Annotated in this window: 11 protein-coding genes, 2 tRNA genes and 3 rRNA genes; 10 read left to right on the top strand and 6 right to left on the bottom strand. The window is 55.9% G+C overall.

What is annotated here, in order from left to right; genetic code table 11:
• Positions 1-13: 13 nt before the first annotated feature.
• A complete protein-coding gene (locus JFT91_RS00080; RefSeq protein WP_201231270.1) occupies positions 14-1822 on the top strand; it encodes a cytochrome c biogenesis protein DipZ in 1809 nt (602 codons plus the stop codon).
• A 15-nt stretch (positions 1823-1837) separates the two neighbouring features.
• On the top strand, positions 1838-2536 hold the full coding sequence (msrA, locus tag JFT91_RS00075) for a peptide-methionine (S)-S-oxide reductase MsrA (protein WP_201206493.1): 699 nt from the start codon (positions 1838-1840) through the stop codon (positions 2534-2536).
• Between the two features lies 1 nt (position 2537).
• On the opposite strand, the gene JFT91_RS00070 is transcribed toward msrA, so the two are convergent.
• The 3 genes from JFT91_RS00070 to JFT91_RS00060 form a co-directional block, all read right to left on the bottom strand.
• On the bottom strand, positions 2538-3053 hold the full coding sequence (locus tag JFT91_RS00070; protein WP_201231269.1) for a DUF6622 family protein: 516 nt from the start codon (positions 3051-3053) through the stop codon (positions 2538-2540).
• Between the two features lie 61 nt (positions 3054-3114).
• Complete coding sequence (locus tag JFT91_RS00065) at positions 3115-3519, bottom strand: GNAT family N-acetyltransferase (protein WP_201206491.1); 405 nt, start codon at positions 3517-3519, stop codon at positions 3115-3117.
• Positions 3520-3572: 53 nt separating this feature from the next.
• The gene (locus JFT91_RS00060; protein WP_201231268.1) at positions 3573-4478 is read right to left on the bottom strand and encodes a LysR family transcriptional regulator; all 906 of its coding nucleotides are present in this window, start codon (positions 4476-4478) and stop codon (positions 3573-3575) included.
• 102 nt (positions 4479-4580) lie between these two features.
• Here JFT91_RS00060 and JFT91_RS00055 point away from each other — a divergent pair, with 102 nt between their 5' ends.
• Complete coding sequence (locus JFT91_RS00055; protein WP_201231267.1) at positions 4581-5753, top strand: aspartate aminotransferase family protein; 1173 nt, start codon at positions 4581-4583, stop codon at positions 5751-5753.
• Positions 5754-5790: 37 nt separating this feature from the next.
• On the opposite strand, the gene JFT91_RS00050 is transcribed toward JFT91_RS00055, so the two are convergent.
• Both JFT91_RS00050 and JFT91_RS00045 read right to left on the bottom strand, forming a co-directional pair.
• Positions 5791-7710 carry an alkaline phosphatase D family protein gene (locus JFT91_RS00050; RefSeq protein WP_201231266.1) on the bottom strand — a complete coding sequence of 640 codons (1920 nt, stop codon included), beginning with the start codon at positions 7708-7710 and terminating at the stop codon, positions 5791-5793.
• Positions 7711-7782: 72 nt separating this feature from the next.
• A complete protein-coding gene (locus JFT91_RS00045) occupies positions 7783-8589 on the bottom strand; it encodes a hypothetical protein (RefSeq protein ID WP_201231265.1) in 807 nt (268 codons plus the stop codon).
• A 162-nt stretch (positions 8590-8751) separates the two neighbouring features.
• On the opposite strand from JFT91_RS00045, the gene JFT91_RS00040 reads away from it, so the two are divergent.
• Positions 8752-9120: a PH domain-containing protein gene (locus JFT91_RS00040; RefSeq protein ID WP_103304522.1), complete on the top strand. Its 369-nt coding sequence runs from the start codon at positions 8752-8754 to the stop codon at positions 9118-9120.
• Positions 9121-9139: 19 nt separating this feature from the next.
• Here the strand turns inward: JFT91_RS00040 and JFT91_RS00035 are convergent, their stop codons facing one another.
• Positions 9140-9469: a hypothetical protein gene (locus tag JFT91_RS00035; RefSeq protein ID WP_201206483.1), complete on the bottom strand. Its 330-nt coding sequence runs from the start codon at positions 9467-9469 to the stop codon at positions 9140-9142.
• Positions 9470-9614: 145 nt separating this feature from the next.
• Between JFT91_RS00035 and JFT91_RS00030 the strand changes: the two genes are divergently transcribed.
• The 6 genes from JFT91_RS00030 (at position 9615) to rrf (ending at position 15352) form a co-directional block, all read left to right on the top strand.
• On the top strand, positions 9615-9797 hold the full coding sequence (locus JFT91_RS00030; protein ID WP_518524851.1) for a PAAR domain-containing protein: 183 nt from the start codon (positions 9615-9617) through the stop codon (positions 9795-9797).
• Between the two features lie 345 nt (positions 9798-10142).
• A 16S ribosomal RNA gene (locus JFT91_RS00025) occupies positions 10143-11679 on the top strand.
• A gap of 81 nt (positions 11680-11760) precedes the next feature.
• Positions 11761-11837: transfer RNA gene (locus tag JFT91_RS00020), tRNA-Ile, on the top strand.
• 30 nt (positions 11838-11867) lie between these two features.
• Positions 11868-11943, top strand: a tRNA-Ala gene (locus JFT91_RS00015).
• Positions 11944-12190: 247 nt separating this feature from the next.
• Positions 12191-15085: ribosomal RNA gene (locus JFT91_RS00010) — 23S ribosomal RNA — on the top strand.
• Positions 15086-15236: 151 nt separating this feature from the next.
• Positions 15237-15352, top strand: a 5S ribosomal RNA gene (gene rrf, locus JFT91_RS00005).
• Together the 16S, 23S and 5S rRNA genes with 2 tRNA genes alongside form the textbook arrangement of a ribosomal RNA operon.
• Positions 15353-15398 lie beyond the last annotated feature (46 nt).

The raw sequence follows: 15398 nt of genomic DNA, 5'->3' as shown, positions 1-15398 counted from the left end.
ACAGGACGAATTTATGTGGCTCTTGGTTCTCGCTTATCTCGGTGGCGTGCTGACGATTGTCAGCCCGTGCATCCTGCCGGTTCTGCCTTTTGTCTTCGCTCGCACCGGGCAGCCGTTTATCAAGAGTGGCTTGCCGCTGCTGGCGGGGATGGCGGTGACCTTTGCGCTCGTCGCCTCGTTGGCGGCGGTGGGCGGCGGTTGGGTGGTGCAAGTCAATCAGTACGGGCGCTGGCTCGCGTTGCTGTTCGTTGCACTGTTCGGGCTGACCTTGCTGCTGCCGCGCGTGGCAGAACGGCTGACCCGGCCGCTGGTGTCGGCGGGCAGTCGTTTGTCGGAAGCCGCCGGGCAGGACAATCGCCCGCGTCCCGGCGCTTCGTTTCTGATCGGCGTCGCCACGGGCCTGCTCTGGGCTCCGTGTGCCGGGCCGATTCTGGGGTTGATTCTGACCGGCGCAGCACTGCAAGGGGCAAGCATCGCCACCACGCTGTTGTTGCTCGCTTACGCGGCGGGCGCCGCTACATCGCTGGCGGCGGCATTGCTGCTGGGCGGTAAGGTCTTTGCGCTGATGAAGCGTTCGATCGGCACCGGCGAGTGGATTCGTCGTGGCCTCGGCGCATTGATGTTGGCCGGTGTCGCGGCGATTGCGCTGGGGCTTGATACCGGGGTTCTCGCACGGTTATCGACGGCGTCTACCGGTGGTCTGGAACAGTCTCTGGTCGGCAGGCTTTCGGGTAAAACCGCCAACGCGAACGGCGCGATGATGGCGCAGATTCCGCCGGCAGATGACACGGCCAACGGCAACATGATGGCCGCTGGCGGTGCAATGAAAATGGCGGCCAAAGCTGCGGGCACATTACCGGTCGAGGGTCAGTTGCCGCCGCTGGATGGCGCTGTGCAATGGCTCAACTCGCCAGCGCTTGATGCCCAAGCGTTGAAGGGCAAAGTCGTGCTGGTGGATTTCTGGACTTACTCCTGCATCAACTGCCTGCGCACGCTGCCGTACGTCAAAGCCTGGGCCGAGAAGTATCGCGATCAGGGCTTGGTGGTGATCGGCGTACACGCCCCGGAATTCGCTTTCGAGCGTGACGTCGGCAACGTCACCAAAGCCATGAAAGAGCTTGGCATCAACTATCCGGTGGCCATCGATAACGACTACAAGATCTGGCGTGCCTTCAACAATGAATATTGGCCGGCGCATTACTTTGCCGACGCTCAGGGGCGTATCCGTTACCACCACTTTGGCGAAGGGGACTACGCCGAATCGGAGCGCGTCATACAGCAATTGTTGCGTGAAGCCGGTGCGAAAAGCGTCGCGAACGGTTTGATCAATGCTGACGCCAAGGGCGTGCAACTGGCGCCGGACATGAACGAAGCGCAATCGCCGGAGACCTATGTCGGCTACCAGCGTGCGGAACATTTCGTAGCGCAAACCAACCTTGAGCCTGACAAGGTCGCGACCTACAACCCTCCGGCCAATCTCGCCCTGAATGACTGGAGCCTCGGCGGCCAATGGACCGTCGGTGCCGAGCGCGCCACTGCCAGTGCCACCGCCAGCCGTATCGTTTATCGCTTCCATGCCCGCGATCTGCATCTGGTGCTTGGGCCGGGAGCGGACGGTAAACCGGTGCGTTTCAAAGTGTTGATCGACGGCCAGGCGCCGGGTGCGGCGCATGGTGTCGACGTCGCCCCCGACGGTAGCGGTCATGTGACCGAGCAGCGCCTGTATCAACTGGTGCGGCAAACCGATGGCGTGAAGGATCGGACCTTCAGCATCGAATTTCTTGACCCGGGCGTGTCGGCCTACGCCTTTACCTTCGGCTAATCAGGAATTATTGAAATGAAAATTACATGGCGTCGTATGTTGTTGGGAGTGGCGGTTGCAGGCGTGATAGGCCAGGTTTCAGCGTTCTCCCTGGGCGGTGAAGACGCGGTGGTCATTCCACCGCCAACCCTTGATGAAGTCACTCAGGCACGCAGCGAAACGGCGGTGTTCGCCGGTGGCTGCTTCTGGGGTGTGCAGGGTGTTTTCCAACACGTCAAAGGCGTGCAGAAAGCCGTTTCGGGTTACGCCGGCGGCGCGGCCAATACGGCAGAGTATGAGCGGGTCAGCGAAGGCGATACCGGCCATGCCGAGTCGGTGCAAGTCACCTTCGATCCGGCTCAGGTCAGCTACGGCAGCCTGCTGCAGATCTACTTCTCGGTGGCCCACAACCCCACTGAACTCAACCGCCAAGGGCCGGACAGCGGCACGCAATATCGCTCGGCGCTGTTCCCGGTCAACGCCGATCAGCAGAAGGTTGCGCAGGCCTACATCACGCAACTCGATGCGGCGCATGCCTTCAATAAACCCATCGTCACGAAACTGGAAAGCTACAACGGCTTCTACCCGGCGGAGGACTATCACCAGGATTTCCTGACGGAGCACCCAAGTTATCCCTACATCGTGATCAACGACATGCCGAAGGTGGCGAATCTGAAGCAGGTGTTTGCTCAGCGCTATCAGGAGAAACCGGTGTTGGTGAAAAGTGGCTCCTGACTCATTGGCTGCCCAATGGCGGGCGTTGAGCCTGAAGGGTGCGCAGCAAGCGGTAATATTTCAGTGAGCGAGCGCTGATCAGACCAGTGATAAAGCCCGATGCGACGGCTTTGAACAACACCATATCCGGGGCGGCAGCCCGCTCCGGGTGCACGTCATCCTGATAGCCGAAATAGTAATTCACGGCAAAAAAAAGCAGCAGCAGTATCAGCGCTTTCCAGGTGCCCGGCACGATCAACCCGGTTTCCGGATCATCAAGATTGACCCCCTTGTTCGGGAAAATCAGCCATGCCGACAGGGTGCCCAGTAACAAAGCAATGAGCCAGCCGCCCAGGGTCAAGCCTGGATCATCCGTCAGGTTCAATGACATCAGCGACCAGACCAATAACACCAGCGGGGTCGATAACAGCGCAAATCGGCTTTCGTTTTGCGGTTTGCGGGCCTTGAGACCGAAATACAGCAGAACCAGAAAAACGACATAAACCCACAGGGGGGTATTTTGTAGAGTGACAAGCATCGCACAGCGTCCGTGCTGGAAAGAGGAACCGGATCATAGCGGTTGCCAGGGTGGACGCCGCTTATTTTAATCGCGGCCGTTCCATTGCAATCACCGATGTCTCAAACCCCAGGCTGGCAAAAAAGGCCTCGGCACCTTCCCGTCCGGCGCGCAGTACCCAGGTGATGTCGGGGTTGTCGCCCATCACATGCTCAACCAGCTGGCGGCCAATGCCTTCGCGCCGGTACTGGCCGTCGACCACGACCATCGACAGGTAGCCGTTGGACAAACCATCGCAGATACCCCGGGCGAAGCCGACGATCCGGGCGTCGCGCAGGGCAACCGCCGTGCGTTGAGAGTTGTTGATCAGTTGCGTGAAATGTTCGCTGGATCCGGTGCGGTGCCCCCAGCCATGTTGTCCGAGGAACAGCCGTACCGACTCCACCTCGTCAGGCAACAGGTTGCGTACGGTCAGGTTGTTTTTCATCAATGGTTCGACTCCTTGTCAGCAGTTTTTCGAGATTAGTCCAGCGCTCGACGTCAGGATCTACCCCACGTCTGCATTGCGAATTCGACGAAGCGGCGCAGCTTCGGCAAGCGATAGCGATCCGGGGCGTAGAGCAAGTGCAAGGGACGGCTGGGAGGTTGGTAGTCGGCAACGACGGTCACCAGTTTGCCGTCGCGCAGATCCCGTTCCACCAGGGCATCGGGCAGCATCACGATACCCATGCCGGTGCGGGCCGCTTGATGCAAACCGGCTGAAGTATTCATCAGCATCGGCCCGCTGACGTCGACGAGAATTTCTCCGTCCGGGCCGCTGAGGCGCCAGCGTTTTTCCACGGATTGCCAATCGTCGCCAGCGGGATAGGCGAACGACAGGCAGTCGTGTTGCTGCAAGTCTTCGGGTGTCTTCGGCATACCACGGCGGGCCACATATTCCGGGGAGGCGCACACGGTCAGTGTGTAATCGATCAAGGGACGGGCGATCAGGTTCGACTCCTCGAAATGACCGAGTCGAAACGCGACGTCGAGACCGCTCTCCAGCAGGTCCGGACGGCTGTTGGTCAGCACCACATCCATTTTGACCTGCGGATACTGCAGGGAAAAATCGCTGAGCGCCGGTGCCAAACGTTCTACACCAAAGGTCAGTGGCGCGGTAATGCGTAACAGGCCACGGGGTTCATCGAGTGCTTGTTCGGCCAGACGTTCTGAGTCGGCCACCAGTCCCAGTACATCCAGACAACGCTGGTAATAAACGCTGCCGAATTCAGTCAGGCGCTGACGTCGGGTGGTGCGTTGCAGCAGTTGCACGCCAAGGCGTTGCTCCAGCGCCCGCAGATGATTACCTACCATCGTCGTCGACATATCGCACTGCAACGCGGCCGCCGTCATGCTCCCGGCTTCGACGACTTTGACGTAGACACTCATTGACTGGAATACGTCCATTATCAAGCCCTGCTTTTAAATGATCGAAGTTTTACTGAGTTTATCCAGTTCGAGTGGCTAACCATACTGCCAACACACTGACCTGCACTGGAGCTTGAAGTCATGACCGCCGCCCTGATGAACACCTACCAACCGCTGGCCCTGAGTTTCACCAGAGGCCTGGGCACCCGACTGTGGGATCAGGCTGGTCGCGAGTATCTGGATGCGGTTGCCGGCGTGGCGGTGACCAATGTCGGCCACTCGCATCCGAAGATTGTTTCGGCGATCAGCGAGCAGGCGGGGTTGCTGCTGCATACCTCCAATCTGTACAGCATCGACTGGCAGCAACAGCTGGCAAAACGGCTGACTGAACTGTCCGGGATGGCGCGTGCGTTTTTCAACAACTCCGGTGCCGAGGCCAATGAGACGGCGCTGAAGCTGGCGCGGTTGTACGGTTGGCGCAAAGGCATTGAACAGCCGTTGGTGGTGGTAATGGCTAACGCCTTCCATGGCCGTACATTGGGTACGTTGTCGGCCAGCGATGGCCCGGCGGTACGCTTGGGTTTCAACCAATTGCCGGGTGATTTCGTCAAAGTGCCGTTCGGTGATCTCGCTGCGCTGGAACAGGTGCAGCGCAAACATGGCGAGCGAATTGTGGCGATTCTGGTCGAGCCGATTCAGGGCGAAAGCGGCGTGCAGTTGGCGCCGCCCGGCTATTTGAAAGCGCTTCGTGCAATGTGCGATCGTCACGCCTGGCTGCTGATGCTCGATGAGATTCAGACGGGCATCGGTCGCACCGGCCGTTGGTTCGCGTTCCAGCACGAAGGCATCGTTCCCGACGTCATGACCCTGGCCAAAGGACTGGGCAATGGCGTGCCGATCGGCGCGTGCCTGGCGCGGGGCAGGGCGGCGGATCTGTTCACGCCCGGCAGCCATGGCAGCACGTTCGGCGGCAATCCGCTGGCCTGTCGAGTGGGTTGCACGGTGCTGGATATCATCGAAGAACAAGGATTGCTGGAAAATGCGCGGTTGCAGGGTGAGCGTCTGTTGGCGCGGTTACGCGCAGAACTGGCGGACAACCCCAATGTGCTGGCGATTCGCGGTCAGGGCTTGATGATCGGTATCGACCTGAAACAACCGGTGCGTGACCTGACGCTGATCGCCGCGCGCGATCATGGATTACTGATCAACGTCACGCGTGGCAAGACGATACGGCTGCTGCCACCGCTGACGATTGATGAGCGTGAGGTGGAGATGATTGTCAGGGGAGTGGTGCGGGCAGTAACAACTCACTGACAGGCATCCGCTGCCCCTTGTGGGAGCGAGCAAAGACTTAGTCCGGATAATCCGCCAGATCCGGCGCCAGCATCCGCGTTTTCTCCGCGCCATTCGAATTGTGCTGAATGATTTCCCGCGGCTGCCCCTGCTCATTGAAAAACACCTGGCCGATCCCCGCCGAATTCCACAACCGTTCACCCGCTTCCGCGTGTTCCGGCGTGTACGGCACGATGCGCATCAGCCTACGTTTCGTAAACCAGTTCAGCGGTGAGCGCGGCGAGTAGAGCCAGCGGTTGAGGCGGTCGAACCATTCCAGCAGGGTTTTTGGAAACTCGTTCTTGATGCCGCTGCTGGTGATCTGCCAGATCCGTGGTCCGGCCTTGCGGTGTCGGATAAGTACTTCGTAGACGAAGGAATAATGCACATCGCCGGACAGCACCACGTAATTACCCGGTGTGCGCGAGTGGCGGAAAATGTTCAGGATCACCTGTGCCGCGCCGCGATGGGCCATCCAGTTTTCCGCGTCCACCAGCAGTGGATATCCGCACCAACTGAAGACTTTCTGCACGGTTTCAATCAGCTTCACGCCGAAGATCGGCGCTGGCGAAACGATGATCGCCGACGGGTGATCGAGCAGCTCCTGTTGCAGTTCGCTCAAGGCCTCCCAGTCGAGCAGGCCGGAAGGCTGCTTGAGCGCCATCTCACTGCGCCAGCGCCGGGTGCGGGTATCGATGACCACCAGCGCAGGACTCGCCGGCAGTACGAAATGCCAATGTTGAAAGCGCAGCAGGTCGTCAATCAGATCGTCTTGCAGCGGGCTGTCGAGGTATTGGTCATCGCCGCTGGTGCTCAACCCCAGAGTTTTCTCCAGCAGCCCTTTGAAGGCGTCCGGGTTATTGCCCCAGCCCTGACACAACATGTAAGCGATCAACGCGTTGCCGATGATGCGTTTGGAGAACGGATGGCCGTAAGCCGTTTCCTCCCATTGCGCGGACAGGTTCCAGTCGTCGGTGATGTCGTGATCGTCGAAAATCATCAGGCTCGGCAGATGCGCCAGTGCTCGAGCGACGTTGCCCAGGCCAGCCTTGAAACCGTCGATCCGCGTCTGTTCGAGGGCATAGCGCTGACGTCGTTCGGGCGTCAGCGCAGGGGCTTGCGGATTGATCAGTGCCCAGGCAACCGGCGACCAAACCAGCAAGTACATCGCCATGACTTCGGCCAGGGTCACCAGGTGGTTATCGGCATTACTGCTGGTGAAAATCGGCTTACGCGCACCGCCGAAAAATCGCTCGCGCAATGTCTCGTTGCTTTCCAGCGCGGGTAACAAATCCGCACGGTGGTAGTAACTGGCAGGGTGTTCGTAGAGCTTGGCGCTGTCACTGACAACGGCACCTTCGAGGTGTTCGTCGAACAGGCCAAGACGTTCGATCAAGGCGTGAATCGCCCTCAGCATCGGCCCGGCAACGTCGTCGGCGTAGACCTGATCGCCGCTCATCATCAACAGGGCCGGGCGTTGTTGCGGATCGGTTTCGGTTGCCAACAATCGATCGACACAGAGCAAACCATCCGCTGCGGGGTGATGCGGCTTGCGGCAGGAGCCATGTAGCAGTTGATCAATCCGCGAACGCAGAACGAAGTTCGGGTTCGTCGCATCGCCATACAGCAGATGCGGTGCCCACTCAGCGATCCCAGTGGTGCCGTCAATCAGCAGGTCATAGTCGATATGCGTGTCGCAGGGCAGGGCGCTTTGCAGGGTGACCTCAATGAGGTGAATGAATGCCCGACGGCCTACAGGAATGACCGTACATTGCTCGGCACCGAGAGGAATATCTCCTACATCGTGCAGGCGCAAAGTCAGTGACAGTTGGCGTGTACCCACCAGCCACAACACCAGTCGCGTCGGTTCCAGCCGTCGCAACAGCGGACCGGCCAAAACGGCTGGCAACGGGATCAGGTCATCAGGTGTTGGAGGCATTCGCAGGCAAAGCTCAAGGCGCACAGGCCGGCGATGATAGCGCAGCCGGCGCCTTTAACCCTTAAGCGAGACTTAAGATTGGCTCTTCTTCAACTTCAGATCGAGCAGTCGCCACGCAGCCTTGCCCGCATCGTTGCCGTCCACTTGCTGCACTGAACAGTCAAAACGGTAGCTGATATCGTCACCCAACATATTCCGGGCAGTGGCGGTACTGCTAACGGTGTAGGTCTGATCCTTGAAGCGTTGGCTGCTGGCGTCCCTGGCGCTCGAGATCACCGTCGACGCTGAAAAGCGCATGGCACTCTTGATGAAGGGCTCGCAAATCATGAACGCCATCAAGGATTTGTCGGCATTCGGATTGCTGCCGGCGAGTCTGCGCAAAACAGCGAAGTCGTTGCCCACGGTGTCCTTGAAGTCCTTCTCTGCCAGTGAAGCTGGCAGGCGATTGCTGTAGTTGGGCAGGAGCGCGGACTCGGGTGGCGAAGGCTCATTCTGTGGTTTACCAGCAACGAATGCCGGAAAATTGTCCGGTGCAGGTGCAGGTGCAGGTGCAGGTGCAGGTGCAGGTGCAGGTGCAGGTGCCGGCGGCGCGACGGCGACCGGGGCCGGCGCAGGAACAGTCTCGGGCTCGGGTTCAGGCATCATCGCAGCAGGCGCGACCGCTTGAGTTGCCGTTTCTTGAACCTGCTTTTTTGCAGTTTTAAGCTCCGGTGCAAAGAGTGACAGCGTGATGGAAAACACCACCACGCCGACAATAAACCCCGCCCCGGCACCGAGAACGTTGCCGAAAAAAAGATTCCAGTTGCCGCGGTTCTTCACCACCCAGCGCCACATTAAACCCCATGTCGCCAGAAATGCGAGTAGACACAGAAACGCCATTCGATCCTTTCCTTTACCTGCAAAAATCCTGAGACAGCGCGCATTGATGAGGCGCGCTGTAGACGGACGGCAAGATAACAAAATAGTAGCGTCGCGCCACTCACTTCATCCACGTAACGGACTTTGATGATGGCGGATCTTTCTCAATCAAAGGATGGACAGATGATCGACTTCAACAACAAAGGCTTCTTCAAACTCAAGCAGAACGACGAGTACGCCGAACGTGTGACGGCGTTGCTGTTGGAAGGTGAAGAGGTGATCGATTCCTATAAAGCCATGCGCGATGGCGTGGTGTTCACCAACAAACGCATCATCGCGGTCAATGTGCAGGGAATCACCGGCAGCAAGAAGGATTTCACTTCACTGCCGTACAAGAACATTGTCGCGTATTCCGTGGAGACCTCCGGAACGTTTGATCTGGACTCGGAACTGGAGATTTATTTTTCGTCGCTGGGGAAGGTGAAGTTCGAGTTCACCGGGAAAACGTCGATGGTGGAGATTTCGAAGTACATCTCCAGGCATCTATTGTAAGGGCGCGCGGCGCGCTGAATTACAGAATGTCCTTCAGATAACCCTTGAGCGCGAGCAGCGGCTGATCAAGCTGCTCCAGCGACTGCGCCTGGCTGAAGTCCGCTGACAGCTTGTGCAACTCACGACCGAGCGGTTTCTCGACACCGCCCAAGGCGTCCAGCGCCAGTCCCAGGCATTCATTCACTTTTAACTGAATGGTCTCCACATCACGCCGGCGCACCAACAACTCGAAAATGTCCCGCTGGTAGTCACCCATGACCATGTCATCGCGCAGGATCGGGCTCAGGCCTTCTTCCTCGTAGGCGAGCTTGAGGGAGAAAAGGGCGACTGTTTCCAGAGAGGTTTCCATGGTGTGCCTTTAGGGGATCTCGCCGGACAGCTAATGGCACTCCGGCAGGCGAATGGTCGTTGAATTCGAGCAAGTATACCGCCCCACGATTCCTGATCAGCAGGCTGTTCTGTGAGGTAATGAAGCTTACAAGGAATTTTGACAGGTGGTCAGAGTGGCGAGGCCGGCGGCGCGTAAGAGTGATACATATAGTTGTCATTTATCTAGGCACAGTACCCGCCCTATTGCGGCAGGCTCTTCTGATGTATTCCTTGATGGCCTTCCCGCTGCGCGTCAGGGTCACGCCCAGCTTATGGGCACGCTCGGCATTTTGATCACTCTTTGGTAAGGGAAAAGAATTTTCAGAAGGGGGTTGACCACGGATTCCAGTCCTGTATTATTCGCCTCCCGCTGACGAGGACTTTGAAACTGGTTAGCGCAAGTGATTGATTTGAATGAAAATAATCACTTGACAGCAAATGAGGCTGCTGTAGAATGCGCGCCTCGGTTGAGACGAAAGATCTTAACCAACCGCTCTTTAACAACTGAATCAAGCAATTCGTGTGGGTGCTTGTGGAGTCAGACTGATAGTCAACAAGATTATCAGCATCACAAGTTACTCCGCGAGAAATCAAAGATGTAACCAACGATTGCTGAGCCAAGTTTAGGGTTTCTTAAAAACCCAAAGATGTTTGAACTGAAGAGTTTGATCATGGCTCAGATTGAACGCTGGCGGCAGGCCTAACACATGCAAGTCGAGCGGATGAGAGGAGCTTGCTCCTGGATTCAGCGGCGGACGGGTGAGTAATGCCTAGGAATCTGCCTGGTAGTGGGGGACAACGTTTCGAAAGGAACGCTAATACCGCATACGTCCTACGGGAGAAAGCAGGGGACCTTCGGGCCTTGCGCTATCAGATGAGCCTAGGTCGGATTAGCTAGTTGGTGAGGTAATGGCTCACCAAGGCGACGATCCGTAACTGGTCTGAGAGGATGATCAGTCACACTGGAACTGAGACACGGTCCAGACTCCTACGGGAGGCAGCAGTGGGGAATATTGGACAATGGGCGAAAGCCTGATCCAGCCATGCCGCGTGTGTGAAGAAGGTCTTCGGATTGTAAAGCACTTTAAGTTGGGAGGAAGGGCAGTAACTTAATACGTTGCTGTTTTGACGTTACCGACAGAATAAGCACCGGCTAACTCTGTGCCAGCAGCCGCGGTAATACAGAGGGTGCAAGCGTTAATCGGAATTACTGGGCGTAAAGCGCGCGTAGGTGGTTTGTTAAGTTGGATGTGAAATCCCCGGGCTCAACCTGGGAACTGCATTCAAAACTGACAAGCTAGAGTATGGTAGAGGGTGGTGGAATTTCCTGTGTAGCGGTGAAATGCGTAGATATAGGAAGGAACACCAGTGGCGAAGGCGACCACCTGGACTGATACTGACACTGAGGTGCGAAAGCGTGGGGAGCAAACAGGATTAGATACCCTGGTAGTCCACGCCGTAAACGATGTCAACTAGCCGTTGGGAGCCTTGAGCTCTTAGTGGCGCAGCTAACGCATTAAGTTGACCGCCTGGGGAGTACGGCCGCAAGGTTAAAACTCAAATGAATTGACGGGGGCCCGCACAAGCGGTGGAGCATGTGGTTTAATTCGAAGCAACGCGAAGAACCTTACCAGGCCTTGACATCCAATGAACTTTCCAGAGATGGATTGGTGCCTTCGGGAACATTGAGACAGGTGCTGCATGGCTGTCGTCAGCTCGTGTCGTGAGATGTTGGGTTAAGTCCCGTAACGAGCGCAACCCTTGTCCTTAGTTACCAGCACGTTATGGTGGGCACTCTAAGGAGACTGCCGGTGACAAACCGGAGGAAGGTGGGGATGACGTCAAGTCATCATGGCCCTTACGGCCTGGGCTACACACGTGCTACAATGGTCGGTACAAAGGGTTGCCAAGCCGCGAGGTGGAGCTAATCCCATAAAACCGATCGTAGTCCGGATCGCAGTCTGCAACTCGACTGCGTGAAGTCGGAATCGCTAGTAATCGTGAATCAGAATGTCACGGTGAATACGTTCCCGGGCCTTGTACACACCGCCCGTCACACCATGGGAGTGGGTTGCACCAGAAGTAGCTAGTCTAACCTTCGGGAGGACGGTTACCACGGTGTGATTCATGACTGGGGTGAAGTCGTAACAAGGTAGCCGTAGGGGAACCTGCGGCTGGATCACCTCCTTAATCGACGACATCAGCTGCTTCATGAGCTCCCACACGAATTGCTTGATTCATTGAAGAAGACGAAAGAAGCAGCCCGAAATTGGGTCTGTAGCTCAGTTGGTTAGAGCGCACCCCTGATAAGGGTGAGGTCGGCAGTTCGAATCTGCCCAGACCCACCAATTTTGTGTGGGAAACGCCTGTAGAAATACGGGGCCATAGCTCAGCTGGGAGAGCGCCTGCCTTGCACGCAGGAGGTCAACGGTTCGATCCCGTTTGGCTCCACCACTACTGCTTCTGAAGTTCGAAAGCTTAGAAATGAGCATTCCATCAGTGTGATGATGAATGTTGATTTCTAGTCTTTGACTAGTTCGTTCTTTAAAAATTTGGGTATGTGATAGAAAGATAGACTGAACGTTACTTTCACTGGTAACGGATCAGGCTAAGGTAAAATTTGTGAGTTCTCTTAATTGAGAAATTCGAATTTTCGGCGAATGTCGTCTTCACAGTATAACCAGATTGCTTGGGGTTATATGGTCAAGTGAAGAAGCGCATACGGTGGATGCCTTGGCAGTCAGAGGCGATGAAAGACGTGGTAGCCTGCGAAAAGCTTCGGGGAGTCGGCAAACAGACTTTGATCCGGAGATGTCTGAATGGGGGAACCCAGCCATCATAAGATGGTTATCTTGTACTGAATACATAGGTGCAAGAGGCGAACCAGGGGAACTGAAACATCTAAGTACCCTGAGGAAAAGAAATCAACCGAGATTCCCTTAGTAGTGGCGAGCGAACGGGGACTAGCCCTTAAGTTGATTTGAGATTAGCGGAACGCTCTGGAAAGTGCGGCCATAGTGGGTGATAGCCCTGTACGCGAAAATCTCTTAGTCAATGAAATCGAGTAGGACGGAGCACGAGAAACTTTGTCTGAATATGGGGGGACCATCCTCCAAGGCTAAATACTACTGACTGACCGATAGTGAACTAGTACCGTGAGGGAAAGGCGAAAAGAACCCCGGAGAGGGGAGTGAAATAGATCCTGAAACCGTATGCGTACAAGCAGTGGGAGCAGACTTTGTTCTGTGACTGCGTACCTTTTGTATAATGGGTCAGCGACTTATTTTCAGTGGCGAGCTTAACCGAATAGGGGAGGCGTAGCGAAAGCGAGTCTTAATAGGGCGTCTAGTCGCTGGGAATAGACCCGAAACCGGGCGATCTATCCATGGGCAGGTTGAAGGTTGGGTAACACTAACTGGAGGACCGAACCGACTACCGTTGAAAAGTTAGCGGATGACCTGTGGATCGGAGTGAAAGGCTAATCAAGCTCGGAGATAGCTGGTTCTCCTCGAAAGCTATTTAGGTAGCGCCTCATGTATCACTGTAGGGGGTAGAGCACTGTTTCGGCTAGGGGGTCATCCCGACTTACCAAACCGATGCAAACTCCGAATACCTACAAGTGCCGAGCATGGGAGACACACGGCGGGTGCTAACGTCCGTCGTGAAAAGGGAAACAACCCAGACCGTCAGCTAAGGTCCCAAAGTTATGGTTAAGTGGGAAACGATGTGGGAAGGCTTAGACAGCTAGGAGGTTGGCTTAGAAGCAGCCACCCTTTAAAGAAAGCGTAATAGCTCACTAGTCGAGTCGGCCTGCGCGGAAGATGTAACGGGGCTCAAACCATACACCGAAGCTACGGGTATCATCTTCGGATGATGCGGTAGAGGAGCGTTCTGTAAGCCTGTGAAGGTGAGTTGAGAAGCTTGCTGGAGGTATCAGAAGTGCGAATGCTGACATGAGTAACGACAATGGGTGTGAAAAACACCCACGCCGAAAGACCAAGGTTTCCTGCGCAACGTTAATCGACGCAGGGTTAGTCGGTCCCTAAGGCGAGGCTGAAAAGCGTAGTCGATGGAAAACAGGTTAATATTCCTGTACTTCTGGTTATTGCGATGGAGGGACGGAGAAGGCTAGGCCAGCTTGGCGTTGGTTGTCCAAGTTTAAGGTGGTAGGCTGGAATCTTAGGTAAATCCGGGATTCTAAGGCCGAGAGCTGATGACGAGTTATCTTTTAGATGACGAAGTGGTTGATGCCATGCTTCCAAGAAAAGCTTCTAAGCTTCAGGTAACCAGGAACCGTACCCCAAACCGACACAGGTGGTTGGGTAGAGAATACCAAGGCGCTTGAGAGAACTCGGGTGAAGGAACTAGGCAAAATGGCACCGTAACTTCGGGAGAAGGTGCGCCGGTGAGGGTGAAGGACTTGCTCCGTAAGCTCATGCCGGTCGAAGATACCAGGCCGCTGCGACTGTTTATTAAAAACACAGCACTCTGCAAACACGAAAGTGGACGTATAGGGTGTGACGCCTGCCCGGTGCCGGAAGGTTAATTGATGGGGTTAGCTAACGCGAAGCTCTTGATCGAAGCCCCGGTAAACGGCGGCCGTAACTATAACGGTCCTAAGGTAGCGAAATTCCTTGTCGGGTAAGTTCCGACCTGCACGAATGGCGTAACGATGGCGGCGCTGTCTCCACCCGAGACTCAGTGAAATTGAAATCGCTGTGAAGATGCAGTGTATCCGCGGCTAGACGGAAAGACCCCGTGAACCTTTACTATAGCTTTGCACTGGACTTTGAATTTGCTTGTGTAGGATAGGTGGGAGGCTTTGAAGCGTGGACGCCAGTTCGCGTGGAGCCATCCTTGAAATACCACCCTGGCAACTTTGAGGTTCTAACTCAGGTCCGTTATCCGGATCGAGGACAGTGTATGGTGGGTAGTTTGACTGGGGCGGTCTCCTCCTAAAGAGTAACGGAGGAGTACGAAGGTGCGCTCAGACCGGTCGGAAATCGGTCGTAGAGTATAAAGGCAAAAGCGCGCTTGACTGCGAGACAGACACGTCGAGCAGGTACGAAAGTAGGTCTTAGTGATCCGGTGGTTCTGTATGGAAGGGCCATCGCTCAACGGATAAAAGGTACTCCGGGGATAACAGGCTGATACCGCCCAAGAGTTCATATCGACGGCGGTGTTTGGCACCTCGATGTCGGCTCATCACATCCTGGGGCTGAAGCCGGTCCCAAGGGTATGGCTGTTCGCCATTTAAAGTGGTACGCGAGCTGGGTTTAGAACGTCGTGAGACAGTTCGGTCCCTATCTGCCGTGGACGTTTGAGATTTGAGAGGGGCTGCTCCTAGTACGAGAGGACCGGAGTGGACGAACCTCTGGTGTTCCGGTTGTCACGCCAGTGGCATTGCCGGGTAGCTATGTTCGGAAAAGATAACCGCTGAAAGCATCTAAGCGGGAAACTTGCCTCAAGATGAGATCTCACTGGAACCTTGAGTTCCCTGAAGGGCCGTCGAAGACTACGACGTTGATAGGTTGGGTGTGTAAGCGCTGTGAGGCGTTGAGCTAACCAATACTAATTGCCCGTGAGGCTTGACCATATAACACCCAAGCAATTTGCGTCGAAAGGCCAGAGTTGCGGTGTGTGAAGACGAAACGAACCGAAAGTTCGATGTTCACAAACACCGATAGCTGTCACATACCCAATTTGCTGAAGCGAGGCCATCTGGTCACGAGTCAGTACCCGAATTTCTTGACGACCATAGAGCGTTGGAACCACCTGATCCCATCCCGAACTCAGCAGTGAAACGATGCATCGCCGATGGTAGTGTGGGGTTTCCCCATGTGAGAGTAGGTCATCGTCAAGATTAAATTCCGAAACCCCAATTGCGAAAGCAGTTGGGGTTTTGTTTT

It is taken from the genome of Pseudomonas sp. TH08, assembly GCF_016651275.1.
In the GTDB taxonomy this organism is placed as follows: domain Bacteria; phylum Pseudomonadota; class Gammaproteobacteria; order Pseudomonadales; family Pseudomonadaceae; genus Aquipseudomonas.
The sequence above is the reverse complement of the archived record's forward strand: the minus strand, read 5'-3'. Positions and strand labels throughout refer to the sequence as shown.

What these genes read in the sequence shown, in the direction of transcription:
- JFT91_RS00035 (WP_201206483.1), bottom strand. Translation starts at nt 9,469, where the DNA reads ATGGAAACCTCTCTGGAAACAGTCGCCCTTTTCTCCCTCAAGCTCGCC.
- JFT91_RS00070 (WP_201231269.1), bottom strand. Translation starts at nt 3,053, where the DNA reads ATGCTTGTCACTCTACAAAATACCCCCCTGTGGGTTTATGTCGTTTTT.
- JFT91_RS00060 (WP_201231268.1), bottom strand. Translation starts at nt 4,478, where the DNA reads ATGGACGTATTCCAGTCAATGAGTGTCTACGTCAAAGTCGTCGAAGCC.
- msrA (WP_201206493.1), top strand. Translation starts at nt 1,838, where the DNA reads ATGAAAATTACATGGCGTCGTATGTTGTTGGGAGTGGCGGTTGCAGGC.
- JFT91_RS00065 (WP_201206491.1), bottom strand. Translation starts at nt 3,519, where the DNA reads ATGAAAAACAACCTGACCGTACGCAACCTGTTGCCTGACGAGGTGGAG.
- JFT91_RS00080 (WP_201231270.1), top strand. Translation starts at nt 14, where the DNA reads ATGTGGCTCTTGGTTCTCGCTTATCTCGGTGGCGTGCTGACGATTGTC.
- JFT91_RS00050 (WP_201231266.1), bottom strand. Translation starts at nt 7,710, where the DNA reads ATGCCTCCAACACCTGATGACCTGATCCCGTTGCCAGCCGTTTTGGCC.
- JFT91_RS00055 (WP_201231267.1), top strand. Translation starts at nt 4,581, where the DNA reads ATGACCGCCGCCCTGATGAACACCTACCAACCGCTGGCCCTGAGTTTC.
- JFT91_RS00040 (WP_103304522.1), top strand. Translation starts at nt 8,752, where the DNA reads ATGATCGACTTCAACAACAAAGGCTTCTTCAAACTCAAGCAGAACGAC.
- JFT91_RS00045 (WP_201231265.1), bottom strand. Translation starts at nt 8,589, where the DNA reads ATGGCGTTTCTGTGTCTACTCGCATTTCTGGCGACATGGGGTTTAATG.